General features: G+C 69.7%; 12 protein-coding genes. 10 read left to right on the top strand and 2 right to left on the bottom strand.

Going from position 1 to position 16930, the window contains the following annotated elements:
• The first annotated feature begins 6 nt into the window (after window positions 1-6).
• The 4 genes from R5W23_RS01820 (at window position 7) to R5W23_RS01805 (ending at window position 3899) form a co-directional block, all read left to right on the top strand.
• On the top strand, window positions 7-546 hold the full coding sequence (locus tag R5W23_RS01820) for a DapH/DapD/GlmU-related protein (protein ID WP_320684855.1): 540 nt from the start codon (window positions 7-9) through the stop codon (window positions 544-546).
• Window positions 543-1424 (top strand): glycosyltransferase family 2 protein, encoded by an 882-nt coding sequence (locus tag R5W23_RS01815; RefSeq protein WP_261185119.1) that lies wholly within the window; start codon window positions 543-545, stop codon window positions 1422-1424. The genes R5W23_RS01820 and R5W23_RS01815 overlap by 4 nt, the downstream gene beginning before the upstream one ends.
• 67 nt (window positions 1425-1491) lie before the next feature.
• A complete protein-coding gene (locus R5W23_RS01810) occupies window positions 1492-2517 on the top strand; it encodes a GDP-L-fucose synthase family protein (RefSeq protein ID WP_320684854.1) in 1026 nt (341 codons plus the stop codon).
• A gap of 125 nt (window positions 2518-2642) precedes the next feature.
• Window positions 2643-3899, top strand: a complete 1257-nt coding sequence (locus R5W23_RS01805; protein ID WP_261185121.1) for a glycosyltransferase family 4 protein — start codon at window positions 2643-2645, stop codon at window positions 3897-3899.
• Here R5W23_RS01805 and R5W23_RS01800 read toward each other — a convergent pair.
• Together R5W23_RS01800 and R5W23_RS01795 are read right to left on the bottom strand one after the other, a co-directional pair.
• Entirely contained in the window at window positions 3880-5178 is a 1299-nt protein-coding gene (locus R5W23_RS01800; protein ID WP_261185123.1) for a polysaccharide biosynthesis/export family protein, read from the bottom strand. The two genes, R5W23_RS01805 and R5W23_RS01800, sit on opposite strands and share 20 nt — an antisense overlap.
• 111 nt (window positions 5179-5289) lie before the next feature.
• The gene (locus R5W23_RS01795; RefSeq protein WP_320684853.1) at window positions 5290-6213 is read right to left on the bottom strand and encodes a hypothetical protein; all 924 of its coding nucleotides are present in this window, start codon (window positions 6211-6213) and stop codon (window positions 5290-5292) included.
• A gap of 196 nt (window positions 6214-6409) precedes the next feature.
• Here R5W23_RS01795 and R5W23_RS01790 point away from each other — a divergent pair, with 196 nt between their 5' ends.
• The 6 genes from R5W23_RS01790 (at window position 6410) to R5W23_RS01765 (ending at window position 16695) form a co-directional block, all read left to right on the top strand.
• Window positions 6410-7096 carry a S1 family peptidase gene (locus R5W23_RS01790; RefSeq protein WP_320684852.1) on the top strand — a complete coding sequence of 229 codons (687 nt, stop codon included), beginning with the start codon at window positions 6410-6412 and terminating at the stop codon, window positions 7094-7096.
• A 35-nt stretch (window positions 7097-7131) separates the two neighbouring features.
• A complete protein-coding gene (locus tag R5W23_RS01785; RefSeq protein ID WP_320684851.1) occupies window positions 7132-7518 on the top strand; it encodes a hypothetical protein in 387 nt (128 codons plus the stop codon).
• Between the two features lie 33 nt (window positions 7519-7551).
• Complete coding sequence (locus R5W23_RS01780; protein WP_320684850.1) at window positions 7552-10071, top strand: O-antigen ligase family protein; 2520 nt, start codon at window positions 7552-7554, stop codon at window positions 10069-10071.
• A 154-nt stretch (window positions 10072-10225) separates the two neighbouring features.
• Window positions 10226-13186, top strand: coding sequence for a PSD1 and planctomycete cytochrome C domain-containing protein (locus R5W23_RS01775; RefSeq protein ID WP_320684849.1), 2961 nt, complete (start codon window positions 10226-10228; stop codon window positions 13184-13186).
• Between the two features lie 6 nt (window positions 13187-13192).
• Window positions 13193-14581, top strand: a complete 1389-nt coding sequence (locus R5W23_RS01770) for a DUF1501 domain-containing protein (protein ID WP_320684848.1) — start codon at window positions 13193-13195, stop codon at window positions 14579-14581.
• Window positions 14582-15522: 941 nt separating this feature from the next.
• Window positions 15523-16695 (top strand): glycosyltransferase family 87 protein, encoded by a 1173-nt coding sequence (locus R5W23_RS01765; protein ID WP_320684847.1) that lies wholly within the window; start codon window positions 15523-15525, stop codon window positions 16693-16695.
• Window positions 16696-16930: the final 235 nt, after the last annotated feature.

The following is a 16930-nucleotide window of genomic DNA, read 5'->3' as shown; positions in this document are numbered from 1 at the left end:
CGGACGATGCCACAAGCCACCGCCTACGCCTCGCCGTGGTCGCTCGGCGTGCGCGCCCGACTGGCGCTGTGGGGGCTCGTCTGGCTGACGCTGTTCCGGCCCACCCCCAAGCCGCTTTCGTTTTGGCGCGTGTTCCTGCTGCGGGCGTTCGGGGCGACGGTGCGCGGGACGCCGTTCGTGTCGCAGTCCGCGGTCGTCAAGATGCCGTGGCTGCTGACGCTCGAAGACCGCGCGTGCCTCGGCCCGGGGAGCGAGGTCTACAACCTCGACCGGGTCACGCTCGGGGCGCGCTGTACGGTCGCGCAGCACGCGTACTTGTGCGGCGGGACGCACGATTTCACGCACCCGGACCTGCCACTGGTCGTCGCCGCGATCGTGATCGGGCCGGACGCCTTCGTCGGCGCCCGGGCGTTCGTGCTTCCGGGCGTGCGGGTGGGCGCGGGAGCCGTGGTCGGCGCGTGCGCGGTCGTCACCAAGGACGTCGAGCCCGGGACGGTCGTCGCGGGGAACCCGGCCCGGTTCGTCAAGCGCCGGGGGCTGAAATGACCGCCCGAGCCACGCTGCCCGTCACGGTCGTCGTCGCGGTGCGGAACGAGGAGGTGAACATCCGCAAGTGTCTCGCCGCGCTCGGCCCCGCCCGGCGGGTGATCGTCGCGGACTCGCACAGCACCGACCGCACGGCCGCGGTCGCCACCGAGCTCGGGGCCGAAGTCGTCCAGTTCCGTTACACCGGCGGCTACCCGAAGAAGCGGCAGTGGGTGCTCGACACGGTCCCGATCACAACCGAATGGGTGCTGTTCCTCGACGCCGACGAAGAGGTCCCCCCGGCGCTGTGGGACGAGATCCGGACCGCGGTCGCGGACCCGCAGGCGCCCAACGGGTTCCTGATCGTGAAAGGCTTCCACTTCCTCGGCCGGCGGTTCCGGTTCGGCGGGTTCTCCTTCGCCGCGGTCCTCCTGGTGCGATCCGGCAAAGCCCGATTCGAGCGGTTGGCCGGTGACGCGACCACCGCCCTCGACATGGAAGTTCACGAGCGCGTGATCGTGGACGGCTGGGTCGGGAAGCTGCGCACGCCCCTCATCCACGACGACTTCAAGGGGATGGACGCGTACCTCGACCGGCACAACAAGTACTCGACCTGGGAGGCCAAACTCCGGCACGCGTTCCTGACCACCGGGCAGTACGGCGACGCCCAGATCGCGCCGCGCCTGTTCGGCAACGCGCAGGAGCGGCGCCGCTTCCTGAAGAGGTGGGTGCTCCGGCTGCCGTGCGAATCGCTGATCTGGTTCGCCTACCACTACTTCGTCCGGCTGGGCTTCCTGGAAGGCCGGCCGGGGTTGGTTGCCAGCCGCATCCGGGCCGACTACATCGCGGCGGTCCGGGCAAAAATGTACGAACTTCAACGACAAGTAGATAGCAAGTAGCACCGACGCCACGCGCCGCGCACCGGCGCCACCGGTCCGCCCCGGCGCCGACTCAGGAGATCCCACGATGGGTCCGTTATCGGGCCGGCGGGTGCTGGTCACCGGTGGTACCGGGTTCCTCGGCCGGGCGGTGTGCGCGGAAGTGCGCAAGCGCCGGCCCGGCGCCCTCATCGCCCCCCGCAAGGCGCAGTACGACCTGACCGAACAAGCGGCCGTCCGCCAGATGCTCGACGAGCACAAGCCGGACCTCATCATCCACCTCGCGGCGGTGGTCGGCGGGATCGGCGCGAACCGCGAGAACCCCGGGCTGTACTTCTACCAGAACGCGGTCATGGGCATCATGCTCATGGAGGAGGCGCGCAAGCGCGGCGTCCAGAAGATGGTGACCATCGGGACCATCTGCGCGTACCCGAAGTTCACCCCGGTGCCGTTCAAAGAGGACGACCTCTGGAACGGGTACCCGGAAGAAACGAACGCGCCCTACGGGATCGCCAAGAAGGCGCAGCTGGTCCAGGCGCAGGCGTACCGGCAGCAGTACGGGTTCAACGCGGTCGCGCTGCTGCCCGTGAACCTCTACGGGCCGGGCGACAACTTCGACCCGAGGTCGAGCCACGTCATCCCGGCGCTCATCAAGAAGGTTGTGGACGCCCGCGAAGCCGGCCTGGGGCACATCGACGTGTGGGGCACCGGGGCGGCGTCGCGCGAGTTCCTGTTCGTCCGGGACGCGGCGGAGGGCATCGTGCTCGCCGCCGAGCACTACGACCACCCCGACCCGGTGAACCTCGGGAACGGCCGCGAGATCACCATCCGCGCGCTGACCGAATTGATTTGCGAGCTGTGCCACTTCGACGGCGAGCTGCGCTGGGACGCCACCAAGCCGGACGGCCAGCCGCGCCGGTGCCTGGACGCGACCCGGGCGCGCGAGCGGTTCGGGTGGTCGGCCCGCACCGAGTTCCGCGCCGGCCTCCGCGAAACGATCGTCTGGTACGAGCAGCTCCGGGCGACACAGACGCCCCCCCCCGCCGCGCCGCTGAACCTGGCGTCGCCGGGCACCGAACCGCTCGCGGCACTCGCTTCGGCCCCCCCGCGATGACCACCGCTGCCGCGTGCCCGAGTTGGCACCCGTCGCACGAAGCGCTGGGATTGACAGAGCTTTATCAACGGTTGCCCGCGGACAGCCGTCGGCGCGCCCCTCAAGCCTTTCAACCAACCACAACCATGTCCGACCGCCCACACGCCGTTCTGCTGTACCACTACTTCCACCCCGATGACGTGGTCAGCGCGCGAATGTTCACCGACCTCGCGGACGGCCTCGTCGCGCGCGGCTGGGACGTGACCGCCATCCCGTGCAACCGCGGGTGCCGCGAAGAGTCCATCGCTCACCCGCTGAACGAGACGCACGACGGCGTGAGCATCCGGCGCGTGTGGCGCCCGCCGTTCCGGCAGGCGTCCGCGCGCGGCCGGGTGCTGAACGCCGCCTGGATGCTGTGCGCCTGGGCGCGGGCCGCGGTGACGCTCCCGCGGCGGCGGAACGAGGTCATGATCGTCGGAACCGACCCGGTGCTGGGCGTCCTCGCGGCGCTGCCGTGGTGGGCGCTCCGCTGGCGCGCCGGGATCGTTCACTGGTGCCACGACCTCTACCCCGACGCGGCCGTCGCGGAGGGCATGTTGAAAGCCGGTTCGCTTCCCGTCCGGGTGCTGAACTGGTTGCTCGCGAAGGCCTACCGGCGCTGTGGCGTGATCGCGGACCTGGGGCCGTGCATGCGCGAGCGGCTCGAGCGGTACGGTTCGCACGCGCGGCCCGCGACGCTCACCCCGTGGGCGCTCGTGGAGCCGAGCCGGCCGGTCGAGGCGGACCCCGCAACGCGTCGGGAACTGTTCGGGACCGCGGCTCTCGGGTTGCTGTACTCCGGAAGCTTCGGCCGCGCGCACTCGCACACCGAGTTCCTGGACCTCGCGCGGCTGCTCCGCGGCGCGCCGGTGGGCCTGTGCTTCGCGGTCCGCGGGAACCGGGTCAACGAGCTCAAGGCCGCCGTGACGCCGGACGACGCGAACGTGTCGTTCGCGGGGTTCGCCCCGGAAGAAGAACTGGAGCGGCGGCTCGGGGCGTGCGACCTGCACCTGGTGAGCCTGCGGTCCGAGTGGTCCGGCGCCGTCGTCCCGTCGAAGTTCTTTGGCGCGCTGGCGGCCGGTCGCGGGGTGGTCTACGCGGGGCCGCCGGATTCCGCCATCGGCCGGTGGGTGACCGAGTACCGGGTGGGCTGGGTGCTCACCCCGGAAACGCTCGGGGCCGTTGCGGCCGACCTCCGGGCGCTCGCCGCCGAACCCGGACGACTCGCCGCGCTCCGCGCCCGGTGCCACGCGGCCTACCACGAACACTTCTCCAGGGACCGCCAGCTCGACGAGTGGGACGCGGAGTTGCGCGCCCTCCTCCCGGTCCCCGCACCGCAGCCGGCTATGGCACGGTCGTCGTGATGACGGAGCTCGCATCGGACCGGCGCAGGATGTTGAACACGCCCGACAGCCGGAACGTCTGGGTGAAGTACCGCGTGAGCGACTCGCCCGGGGCTTCCTGGAGAACCAGGACGTCGCCCGATTGGATCAGGATGCGCTCGCGGGGGTCGCGGAACGCCTTGTTCAAGTCGACCCGGATGGTGATCTGGCGCCGGTCCGGCAGCTGGCGCAGGACCGAGCACAGGCTGGCGCTCGGGTTCCCGATCCCGTTGTTCACCGAGGACGCGCTGAACGCCGTCTGGCTGAACGACCCGTTGAGGAGCGGGCCGCGGACGAACGCGATGGCCTGGATCACGTCGAGGTCGTGATCGCGGGGCAGCGGCACCACAAACGACCCCATGATCCCGGACGTGTAGAAGACCTCCGTTTCGCGCGACTCGATCACGACCACATCGCCTTCGTGCAGGATCACGTCTTCCGCCCGGATGACGAGCTGCTGATCGGGGTACACGCGGAGCGGGATGCGGACCAACTGGGCCGCGGGGTCGGTCCCCGCGCAGAAGTCGCGCCCGCCGCGGATGATGACGATCTCGTTCTTCGCGTCCGAGCCGGGGAGCCCGCCGGTCGCGTTCAGTGCCCGGAGGACGTCGTTTTCGCCCGCCGGGAGGTTCACCGTGAACCCCAGCCCGCGCTTCCCCTCGCCGCCGAGCGCGCCGACGTTGGAGAACGGGTTCGCCAGCCCCGGGCCGCCGAGCGGCCGGCCGGACGTGCCGCTGGCCGAGTCCTGCCGGACCACGAGCACCTGGTACTGCCGGCGCTGGTACATCTGCACCGACACCCGCGCCGCCCCCGGCTTGACGATTTCCGGGCCGCCGTTCTTGCCGGTCACCGCGTCGAGCAGCATGCGCTCCACGTCCCGGATCGTCTTCCCGCGAACGTTGAGCGGCTTGAGCAAGGGGAGGGACAGGGTCCCGTCGTCGCGGACGGTCACCGGGTAGCCCACGACCGGGGGCCGGCCGCTGGCGTCGGCGGGCCGGACCGGGGGGAGCTGGTCTCCCGGCGCGAAGATCTCGTTCGCGGTGATCGCCAGCACGTCGCCGGCGTCGAGCGTGTATTCGGCCGGGGCGGCCTGGCGGAGCAGCGTGAGCGGCAGCGGGCGCAGTTCCGACTTCGGCCGCCCGAGCACCTCGGCGGGAAGGCGGTTGACCGGGACGCCGTCCGCGACAGGGTTCGTGAGCGAGGCGCAACCGCCCGACGTGCCGACCACAAGTAGGAAAAGGAGTGCGCGGGTCGTGGTCATGGTCGTTGGTCCGGTCACGGAAAATGGGCCGTTAATTGAGCGCCACCCAATACCACTGCCGACACCGCGGCGCGCCCGATGGTCCGCCGCTGCCCCGTCCGGTGCCCATAACTAAAACAGTTCCGGCATCCGCCGATCGTATGGCCCCCACCCGTTCCCGCCCGACGGAATCACGGGCCAAGACAGAGGCATCCCCATGGCAGGACGCGGTGACGGCGAGAACCTCCCCCTGACAGGAGGTAGTGCTGGCGAGGCGGGTGGCGGTTGTGGCGCGCCCGGCACCGGGGGCACGGACGGCGGGTCGGGCCGCGGAACCGCCACCGGGGGCGCGGGCGGTTGTGGCGCGCCCGACACCGGGGGCACGGACGGCGGGTCGGGCTGCGGCCCCACCTCCAGATCCGGGGCCGGTTCGAGAACCGGCCCCGACTGGTAGCGCCAGCGAACGGGCCGCATCCGGCGGCTGAGCGGCGACGGGGACGGAGCCGGGGCGGGCGGTTCCGCGGCCGGTGGGCGCCCAGCCGGTGCGGTCGGTTTCGGCATCGGGGGCGGGTTCGCGGGCGCCGGCACGCAGATGATGTTCAGGGGTTGCTCCGGTTTCGGGGTCGGGAGCACCACAGGCACGACGAAGTTCTGTCGGCACCCGGTTGCGGCCGCGGCTTCGGCCCCGTGCTGGAACCCGGCCAGGTAGTCCCTTTGCGCCACCTGCCCCGCGGGCGTGAAGTCGTTCGCGTGGCGCCGGTAGCTCGGCGGCGGCGTGCCGGGCGGTAAGGGTGCCCCGCCATTATCGAGGTGATCGGCGTACCCGTCGATGAAGCCGTCCGCGTAGGCTCCGGAGTAGGTGCCCGGCGGGTGCCGCGCGCATTCCTCTCGCCACGCGGCACTCGCCGCGGCGTTCATGCGCTGGCGCAACTTGAGTTTGGTCAGCGTCTGCGACTGTTCGTTCACGAGGTTGTGGGTGGCGTAGGCTGCGATGTTGCACCCCGACGTGAGAGCCGGGGTGCCGGCACACAGGACCACGGCGACTCTCCAACCCATGACGGTCTCCGCAACGAACACCACCGCGTTCTTGAACGGAATGCTAAGGGTGATATCGGACCGTAAGAGTTCCGAGTTGACCAGTTCTGGCGACTCTACGGAATTTGCCGCGTGCGTAGATTGGCGCCGGTGTGTGAATTGGGCGGAATTTATTAGCTCAGTCCCGCGAACGGCCCATTTTTCGGAGGCGCTTCCCGTGCTACCTTTCATCGGGTTGATGCTGATGGTCGCGTTCGCCCCGGTCGACGCCTCGGCCCCGACAGCCGTTGACGCGCAGTGGGCGGCGCTCGCGGCGTGTCCGCGGGTCGGGGGCGGGCCGGGCGGCGGGACTCGCGCAACAGCCGTCTGCATCGGGTGCAAGGACGGCTTCGCGTACCTGCTCACGGCGGCGCACGCGGTGCCGAAGGGCGAACCCCGCGCCTACGAGTTCTTCACACGCGAATCGTATCCGAAGGTCGCGCGCACGCTGACACACGGCGAAGTCGTCGTGCGGCTCACCGACCCCGACCTCGCGCTGGTGAAACTGCCCGTCGGCGCGCCCCCGGCTCCGGTGGTGCGGTTGGCCGGACCGGGCGCGCGGCCGAAGCGGTTCCCCGTGGCGGCGGCGGCGGTCGGGTGCCCGCGCGGTGCCCCGCCCACGTGTCGCGCGGAAAAGCTGATCGAGAAGGCGTTCGTCCGGCGCCCGGGCGGCGGGGCCGCGTTTTTCTGGGGGTCGGAAGGCGTCCCGGTCGGCGGGATGTCGGGCGGCCCGCTACTCGACGCCGAGGGCCGGGTGATCGGCATCTGCGCGGCGGCTCAAGGCGGTCGGGGCTACTTTGCGCACCTCGATGAGATCCACTACGCACTGAAACGGAACGGCTACGACTGGCTGTTCGCCCCCTGACGGCCCCGGTGAACGCCCCCAACCGCGAGGGACACATGACCTGGCCATTTTCGTCCGGTGCCTCTTGGGCGCGCGTGGCCCAGGCCGGTGCGCTCCTCCTGCCGGTCGCGCTCGTGCCGGGAGCCGTTGTCCTGATGGGCGCGGCGCTCATGGGAAGCGACGACCTCCCGGCGGAAGCGCGCGCCTTGGTCGGTCAACCCGCCCCCGCGGACCGCGTCGCGCCGGCCCCGGAGGAGCTGTCGACCGCGGCCGTTCTGCGGGACTGGGAGGAAGTTTCAACCAGTCCCTCAACACAGGCGCCTGCGCGTGTTCCCGTCCGCGATCCGCGGGCCGGTGGGGCCGCCCGGACCGCAAAGGACACCGGGCTCACCACTCGCGCCCCGGGGGGGGCGCTGCTGAAACCGCGAATGCAGCCGAAATAGCGGCCCGCCCGTGCTGCCCGAAAGGCGCCCGCTATGCGCACACCTTCGCCGCGTTCGTCGTCGGCCTCGAAGCACCGGGCGTCCGCCGCCTCGCCGGTTCCGCGGTCCCTGCGCGGCGCCGGCGAGGCGGTTCTGTTTGCACTCGTGACGCTGGCCCCGTGGCCGTTCGCGTCCAACGACCCGCCGTTCGAGTCGGCTCTTGCCGCCGGGGTGCTGCTCCTCGTGGCCCTCTGGGCGGCGCACGCGGTCGCGACCGGACGGTTCGCGCTCCGCCCCGATGTCGTGACCGTGAGCCTCAGCGGCATCGCACTTTGGTCGGCGGTTCAACTGGTCCCGCTACCCGAATCCGTTGTGGGCGTGCTATCGCCGGCGCGGCTCGAGTGGCACCGAACGCTCGTTCCCGACACATCGGAATTGCTTCCGGGCGAAGTCGGCGCGACACGGCCGACGGCACTCGCGCTGAGCGTCGACCCGGCGGCGACGCGCACCTTCTTGGCCCGCGTACTGGCGGTTCTGCTGGTCTACGCGGCGGCCCGGAACTGGCTCGCGACGCCCGCCGGCTTCCGCCGGTTGGCCTGGGCGCTAACCGCGAACGGGGTTGCGCTCGCGGTGCTCGCACTCGGGCAGTTCTTCTCCTCCGCACCGAACGTATTGTTCTGGTCGGTGCGGTGCGAAGGAGCGGTGTTCGGCCCGTTCGTCTGCCGGAACCATTACCCGGATTACGCGGCGGTGTGCCTGGGTTTGGCGGTGGGGTTGATGTTGCACCGCGAGCGAGGTCGGACCCGCGGGGGGGTGCCGGCCGGGCTGTTGACGCCGCGCAACGTGGGGCTGGCGGCGGCCGTCGGGCTAATGGCCGCGAGCATCGCGTTCAGCCTTTCACGGGGCGGGATCCTTGCGGTGGTCGCGGCGGGGGCCGGTGCGTTACTGTTGAGCCGACCGTGGCGCGGCCGGCGCGGGCGCCGGGGCAACCCGGCGGCACTCGCGGGTGCGGTTCTCGTCGCGGGCGGCGTCTTCGCGTGGTTCGGGACGGTGAGGATCGAGCAGCGCCTGGCCACCTTCGGGTCCGCGGAAACGGCGGACAGTCGGACCGATCTGTGGCGCGACGCGGTTGATCTGGTTCCGCGGTTTTGGACGAGCGGAACGGGCGGCGGCACGTTCGTGTGGGCCGAACCGCTCGTGCGAACCGGTCGGCCGACGGCGGCCGTCGAAAGCGCCCATAACGAGTACCTGGAAGCGGCCGTCGAGGGGGGCGTGGTCCGCTTCGGGTTGACACTCCTCCTCGCGGCGGGCGTCGCGGTGGCCGTGGCGCGCGGGTTCGCCCGGAAGCGCGAACGGTCGGCCGGTCCGTTGATCCTCGGCGCCTGGTTCGGGCTGGCCGCGGTCGCACTTCACGCCGTCGCGGAGTTCGCGGTTCACATGCCCGCGGTGGCGCTTCTCGCGGCCACCGTTGCGGGGTTCGCGATGGCGGCCTCCGACTGTGATTTCGAGCGGCCGCCTCCAGCCGCTCGCGAGCGCGGGTGGTGGACCGTCGGTGCCGGTTTGGCCGTCGCGGGGTTGGCCCTCTTTGTCGCGCTCGACGCGCGCGCCCGCGAGCGGGTTCACCGGCTGAAGCTCGCGGCGGACGTGACCTACCGCGACACCGATTCGCCCGACCGGCTCGCGCGCCGGGCGCGGTATCTGGACGCGCGCGTGGCCCTTCGCCCGGACGACCCGGCCGTGTTGTTCGACGCCGCACAGGGGCAAATCGACGCGGCCGTTGAAGCCACACTCGCGGGCGCGCCACCCGGAACCGAGCCGCCCGACCGGTTCCCGGCGGAGGTCGTCTCGCGTCACATCGTTCCGGCCCTCCGCTTCCTTCGAGCCGCCCGCGCGGTCACCCCGATTGCCCCGAAGCCGCACACGCGATTGGCGCTCCTGGCGGAACACTTCGAGCGGTCCGAACCCGCTTCCGTTCACTTCGACCGGGCAAAACGGTTGCTCCCCGCCGACGCGGATTTGTGGTTCACGAGCGGGAAGGCCGCGCTGCGGCGGGGCGATCGGACTTCGGCCTGGGCGGATTGGCAGAAATCGCTCGCCCTGTCGCCGCGGCACCTCGGCGCGATCCTCCTGGCGGCCCAAGAGGTGCTCTCGGGCGGCGAGATGCGCGAACACGTGCTCCCGGACGAGCCCGTGATTCTGTTGGCCGCGACCGACCTGTTATACCCGGACCGCACGGCCCGCGCCGAGCGCCAGCCGTTCCTCGAAGCGGTCGCGGCTTGTGGTGATCGTTCCGGCGCGACCGGCGCTCAGCTCGGTGCGGTCGCGCGGGCTCACGCAGAGCTCGACCACACCGAGGACGCGCTTCGGGCGTGGCAACGGGCGGTCGCGGCCGCGCCCGATGAGTTCGGCATTCGGGACGGGTACAGCCGCTGGCTCGAACAACAGGAGCGGTACGAGGACGCCGTCCCACAACTCGAATGGCTCCGGAGCCGGACGCAAAACGGGGCGATTCAGGACCGCCTGGATGCGGCGCGGCACGGGCTGGAATTGAAGCGCGTGATCGAAGCGAACTGACACCCGAGGTGCTCGCGCCAGCTTCGACCGCAGGGACTTCCGGCCGGCAGCCACGATGTCGAGAATTGGTTGCGCAGAATCGCGGATCAACGGCTTTCGGTCTGTGGTCACCTGGGGTACGATCGTGCGATAAGCTGACCGCCCGGAACCCGCCATGCGAACGTCTCTCGCGCTCGTGCTTTTCGCACTCTGTACTTCGCCCGCAGCCGCCGACGACGCCTTCGAGAAGGAGGTGCGCCCGCTGCTCGTGAAGCACTGCGTCGGGTGCCACGGCCCCGAGAAGCAGAAGGGCGGGCTGCGCCTCGACACCCGCACCGGCTGGGAAACCGGCGGGGACAGCGGGCCGGCGATCCGCCCCAGGAAGCCGGACGAGAGCCTGTTCATCAAGGCGCTCCACGGCAAGGACGGGCTGTCCCAGATGCCGCCCGCCGGGAAGCTCCCGGACCGCGACATCGCCGCGCTCACGAAGTGGGTCCGCGACGGCGCCGCCGACCCGCGCACCGGCGGGCCGGTGAAGCTCGGCGGGGTGACGCTCGAAGAAGCCCGAAAGTGGTGGGCGTTCCAGCCCGTGCGCCGGCCCGCCGTACCGAACCTCCAAGCCCCGCATCCCGAGACCCGAAACGAGATCGACCGCTTCGTGCTCGCGAAGCTCGAAGCGAAAGGGCTGAAGCTCGCTCCGGCCGCGGACAAGCGGACGCTCCTCCGCCGCGCGACCTACGACCTCACCGGGCTGCCGCCGACGCCCGAAGCGGTCGACGCGTTCCTGAAAGACGACGCCCCCGACGCGTTCGCGAAGGTGGTGGACCGGCTCCTCGCGTCGCCGCACTACGGCGAGCGGTGGGGCCGCCACTGGCTCGACCTCGTGCGGTACGCTGACACCGCCGGCGAGAACAGCGATCACCCGCTCCCGCACGCCTGGAGGTACCGCAACTGGGTGATCGACGCGTTCAACCGCGACATGCCTTACGACGAGTTCCTGCGCGAGCAACTCGCCGGCGACCTCCTCGCCGCGAAGGGGCCGCCCGAGAAGTACGCCGCGCGGGTGGTCGCCACCGGCTACCTGGCGCTCGCGCGCCGGTTCGATCACGACAGCGACAAGTTCATGCACCTCACCCACGAGGACGGCATCGACACCCTCGGGAAAGCGTTCCTCGGCCTCACGCTCGGATGTGCCCGGTGTCACGACCACAAGTACGACGCCGTCACCGCCCGCGACTACTACGCCCTGTACGGCATCTTCGAGAGCACTAAGTTCGCGTTCCCCGGGTGCGAGGCCAAGCAGCAGCCCCGCGACCTCGTGCCCCTGCTCCCGCCGGCCGAGTGGGACCGCGTTGTGAAGCCGCACCGGGAGCGGCTCGCGAAGCTCGACGCCGCGATTCGAGCCGCGTCCGGCGATGGCCGCACGCACGCCCAAGCCGCGCAAGCGGCGTTCGCGAAGAGCCGCCGGGTGCTGTCGCAGGGCGAAATCTCCGAGGGCGGGGACAAAGCGTTCGACGCCGGCGAGATCGAGATCGGCGCCGGCGAGATGCTCCTGCTCTCGATCACCCCCCTCAAGAACCACGGGGCCGACACCACCCTGATCGAGTTCGACATCACCGAAGTCGGCGGCCAGAAGCGACGCTGGAGCGCCCGGGACGATCTCCTGCGTGACGCGCTCGCCAGTAACCCCCACGCCGACGGGTACGGCACTAACGGCGTATGGTGGCTGCTCGACGCCCGGAACCAACCGACGCTGCTCCCGGAGTCCGTGCGCGACCTCAACGGCAAGCCCGGACTGCACGCACGGCGCAACGGCGACACGCCCTCGGTACTCGTGAACAGCGCGAAGAACGAAGCCGCCGTGTGGACGAAGCTCCCGCCGCAATCGCTGTTCGTTCACCCCGCGCCGGACGGGAACGTTGCAATCGGGTGGCTCAGCCCCATTGCCGGGAAGGTCACGATCCGGGGCCGCGTCAAGGACGCCCACCCCGGCGGACCGGACGGCGTCGGCTGGGTGCTGGAGCGGTTCGCGGCGGACGTGCGGCCCTTCTTCGCGGCCCAAGCCGAAGCGGCGGTCAAGCTCGCGGCGCTGACGCGCGAACGCGCCGAGCTGTTGAAGGCGGCGCCGACCCAGGAAGTCGCGTTCGCAGTAACCGAGGGTCAAGCGGCCGACGCACGGTTGCACCTCCGCGGCGATCCCGAAAAGCTCGGCGACGCGGTCCCGCGGCGCTGGCTCGAAGCGCTCGGCGGCACCCCGATCACCGACGCGACCGCGAGCGGGCGGCTCGATCTGGCGAACTGGGTCGCGTCGAAGGACAACCCGCTCACGGCCCGGGTGATGGCGAACCGCATCTGGCTGCACCACTTTGGCAAAGGGCTGGTGGCGACGCCCAACGACTTCGGCACCCGCGGCGCGGCCCCGACGCACCCCGAACTGCTCGACTGGCTCGCGTCGGAGTTCGTGCGCGGCGGCTGGAAAGCGAAAGCGCTGCACCGCGCCATCATGCTCTCGCAAACCTACCAACAGGACGCCACGCACCGCGACGCAGCGGCGAAAGTCGATCCCACGAACGAACTGTACTGGCGATTCGAGCGCCGGCGATTGAGCGCCGAAGAGATGCGCGACACCCTGCTGGCGGTCAGCGGCCAACTCGACCGCAAACCGGGAGCGGCGCACCCGTTCCCGCCGGAGTCGGCGTGGAGCTACACGCAGCACGTTCCGTTCGGCACGTTCTTCGAGACCGACAAGCGGAGCGTGTACCTCGTCCAGGTGCGGAACCGGCGGCACCCGTTCCTCGGGCTGTTCGACGGCGCGGACCCGAACGCCACCACCCCACAGCGCCAGACCACCACGGTGCCGACGCAGGCGCTGTACTTCCTCAACGACCCGTTCTTCCACGCGCAGGCCGAAAAACTCTCCGCCCGCGTCCTCACAAAGCCCGAAGCCGACCGCGCGAGCGAGCTGTTCCGGCTCACCCTCCAGCGCCCACCGGCCGAGCGCGATCGGGCGTTCGCGGCCACGTTCCTCAATCGCTATCAGGCCGCACTCGGGAACCGCCCCGACGCCGACCGCGCCGCGTGGGCCGCCCTCTCGCGTGTCGTGCTCGCCAGCAACGAATTCCTTTTCGTGGAGTGACCGCACATGCACCCGTCGCGCAGAGGGTTCGTTCGCTCCGCGGTGGCCGGTTCGCTCATCATGCCCGGCCTCCTCGCGGAGCTGTTGGCGGCGGACTCGGCCGACCCGCTGGCCCCCAAGAAGCCGCACTTCGCGCCGAAGGCGAAGAGCGTGATCTTCCTGTTCATGAGCGGCGGGGTGTCGCACGTCGATTCGTTCGACCCGAAGCCCAAGCTGGTCGCGGACCACGGCAAACAGGTCACGTTCGACCACCCCGAGACGCGGAACCGGCCCGGGTACGAGAAGCTGTTCCTCAAGAAGCCGAACTGGAAGTTCGCCCCGCGCGGCAAAAGCGGCACCGAAGTGAGCGACCTGTTCCCGCACCTCGGCCAGCAGATCGACGACGTGGCGATCGTGCGCTCGATGCACACGAGCCACTCGAACCACTACAACGCGACACTCGGGATGCACACCGGGTCGTTCGCGTTCGCCCGGCCGAGCATCGGGGCGTGGACCAGTTACGGCCTCGGCACCCCGAACAAGAACCTGCCGTCGTTCCTGGTGCTGGCCCCGCAGATGCCCTACGCGGGCACACAGGTGTGGGCCGCCGACTTCCTCCCCGGCGCGCACCAGGGGACGCGCGTGGTGCCCGGCACCGAGCCCATCGCGAACCTGAAGCCGCGCGTGCCGGACGCGCCGCGGCAGCAGCTCGAACTGGATGCGCTGAAAGAGTTCAACGAAGCGCACCGGACGACGCGCGCGGACGATCCCGCGCTGGCGGCCCGGATCCGGTCGTTCGAGACGGCGTTCGGGATGCAGTCCGAGATGCCCGACGCGCTCGACCTCTCGAAGGAAGACGACAAGACCCTCGCGCTGTACGGCCTGAGCCGCGGGCAGACGAGCGGGTTCGGGTGGCAGTGCCTGGTCGCCCGCCGGCTGGTGGAGCGTGGCGTGCGGTTCGTGGAACTGATCCACACCGGCTCGTCGGGCAACTGGGACTCGCATGGCGACATGGCCGACCACGGGCGGCTCGCGCAGCAGGTGGACCGGCCGATCGCCGGGCTGCTCCAAGACCTGAAGCGCGCCGGCCTGTTCGACGACGTGCTGGTGGTGTGGACGACGGAGTTCGGGCGCACCCCGTTCAACAACACCGCGGACAACCCGGGCCGCGAGCACCACAACTGGGCGTTCAGCTCGTGGCTCGCCGGCGCGGGCGTGAAGCGCGGGCACGCGCACGGCGCGACCGACGAGTACGGCATGAAGCCCGTGGAGAAGCCGGTCCACGTCCACGACTTCCACGCGACCATCTTGCACCTGATGGGCCTCGACCACACGAAGCTGACGTACCGACACGCCGGGCGCGACTACCGCCTGACCGACGTTCACGGCGAGGTCGTGCGCGACCTCCTGACCTGACGCCGGGCCGGGCGAATCCCCATTCCGCTCGCGGTGCCGCAGTCGATCGGCGAATCGGTACATCGGTTCTTTCCCCACCCTCAACACGCCATTTCGCACTTCCAGAAGTTTCCGCCGCGCTGCAACCGCATCCGGCGGGGTCAGGAACCGCGTTTCTGCTCGGCGGGCCAATCCACGCGACCAGATTGAAGCGGACACAAACAGCACCTCCGCAACAGTTTGCAACTTGGGCACTCGCCACCGCCGCGGTCAGGGGCCGTTGGCACTGCGGTGTCCGGACCTGTGATTCGGTGGTAGCAACTACCCAGCGAACTACCGGCGAATTGCCAGTCCTTGGCCAGCAGATGTCCAGTCGGTGCCCCATCGGTTATTTTTCGCTCGCGCGGTTCTGACTACGGCACTGCGCGAGCGCGAAACGGCAGCCTCCTAATAGCCAGATGGCACCGCCTCCTTCCGACGGATGCGGAATCCAGTGGAGTCGTTCGAGCGCGTGTCTTGGTATGCTCTGCGGAGCGCGGGCATCTTGCCCGCCTGGGTCACTCGGTGGTATCGCGACACGCGCGCGCGTACCGTATGGGTGCGCGTCGCAAGGCGGCCGGGACGGCCGCGCTCCACAGAGCAAACCAGTTACCTGCGGCACACTCGAAACAACTTGAATCCGCTTGTTGGCCGAAAATGCCGATTTCACAAGCAGCCACGTGCGAAAGGGCGGCGTGCCCGGTCAGCTTGCGTCAAATCGGTGAACGAGCCGTAAGTGCCGCGACCGGTTTCAAAGGCCCCGCCGGCCGTGGCACCAAGTCACGCGCCAACAGAAGCGGCATCACGCTACGGCACAGCGGGCCGAAAATGTCGCTGACCAACGCCCTTCGCATCCGATAAATTGGCACCGACAACACGCTAGCAATCGATATACCAACCGTAAAAGACTAATAATAACCGGAATGAAACAGCCGTATGCCGCTATTGCCGCCGGAACGATCGTGGCGGTGGGAGTCGTTCTGCTCGTGGCTTCTGTTCGGCCGGAGGCGCTCTCCGTCGGTCGCATCGCGCGGGTCGAAGATTTCGGGGCGTATTGGACCGGAACGGTCGTAAACCTTCGCGGCGAAAACGCTTACGACCCTACCAACCTGGCCCCGCTTCAACGCGCAATCGAACCGGATCGGCCCACGCCCCTGCCCGCCTGGAGCCCGCCCTGGACGTTTGCAGTCTTCACCCCGATGGCCGGGTTGCCCTTCCCTGCCGCTCGGTGGGTTTGGCTCATCATCCAACTCGGCACCGTTTTCGGAACCCTCACGGCCCTTTGGCGCATCTACAACGGCCCAAATGAACGCCTGTCGGTCGCGTGGATGCTCGGGCTCCTTTGGTACCCGACGCTCCAAACGCTGGGCCTCGGCCAACACAGCTCGTTGGTTCTGTTGGGGGTCGTTGGCTGGCTCGCCGGGCTATCCGCCGGGCGCCCGGCACTTGCGGGCGCGCTGCTCGCGCTCGTTCTGGTTAAGCCGCAGAATTGGCACTTGGTCGGAAGCCTTGTCGCGGTTTGGGCCGTCAGCAACCGCGCGTGGCAGATGGTCGCCGGAATAGTCGGCGGGTCGATCTTGCTTACGGCGGTGGCGGTGGTGCCGAACCCGCTCGTATTTGAGCAGTACCGCGAAGCACTCACGGCCCGCCCGCCGTCCGAAATGATCCCCCCGACGCTCGGCACACTCCTACGACTCGCGTTCGGGCCGGAGCGTTTTTGGTTGGCCTTCGTCCCGGCCGTCGGGGCGCAAGTCTGGGGCATCCGGTACTATTTCGTGAACCGGCATCACTGGGTCTGGGCCGATCGTCTTCCGATTTTGCTCCTCGTGTCCTTCATGACCAGCCCTTACGGCTGGGTCTACGACCAGATCTTGTTCCTGGTGCCTCTCGCGCGCGTGTTCGCGACGGCGACCGCGCGCCGCCCGAAAGCGGTCGCTCCGATGCTCATGGTTGTCACGGGGGTTACCACCGTGTGTTTGGCGATGAATGCCGCCAAGTACCAGGAGTTCACCTTCGTTTGGCTCGCCCCCCTGACACTCGTTCTTTATTGCTGGGGAATGCGGCTCGCCAAAAGAACAGAACCCACACACGTGTAAACACAAGAGACGGCGAACGGAAACGGCACGAGCAGCCGGCCGTTCCGCGGTTCTGGCTTTGAGTGTGGTCCGCTCACTCCGTGAGCGGTCGCTCCGCGGATCCGATCCGCTCCCGGTATCATCCGCTCCGTCGTTATGCGCAACGCGCATCCGATCCCCGGAGCGACCGCTCACGGAGTGAGCGGACCACACTCCGAACCAACGTACCGTATCATCCGCTCCGTCGTTGTGCGCA

The sequence above is a fragment of the Gemmata algarum genome (assembly GCF_034097035.1).
GTDB classification, from domain to species: Bacteria; Planctomycetota; Planctomycetia; order Gemmatales; family Gemmataceae; genus Gemmata; species Gemmata algarum.
The sequence above is the reverse complement of the archived record's forward strand: the minus strand, read 5'-3'. Positions and strand labels throughout refer to the sequence as shown.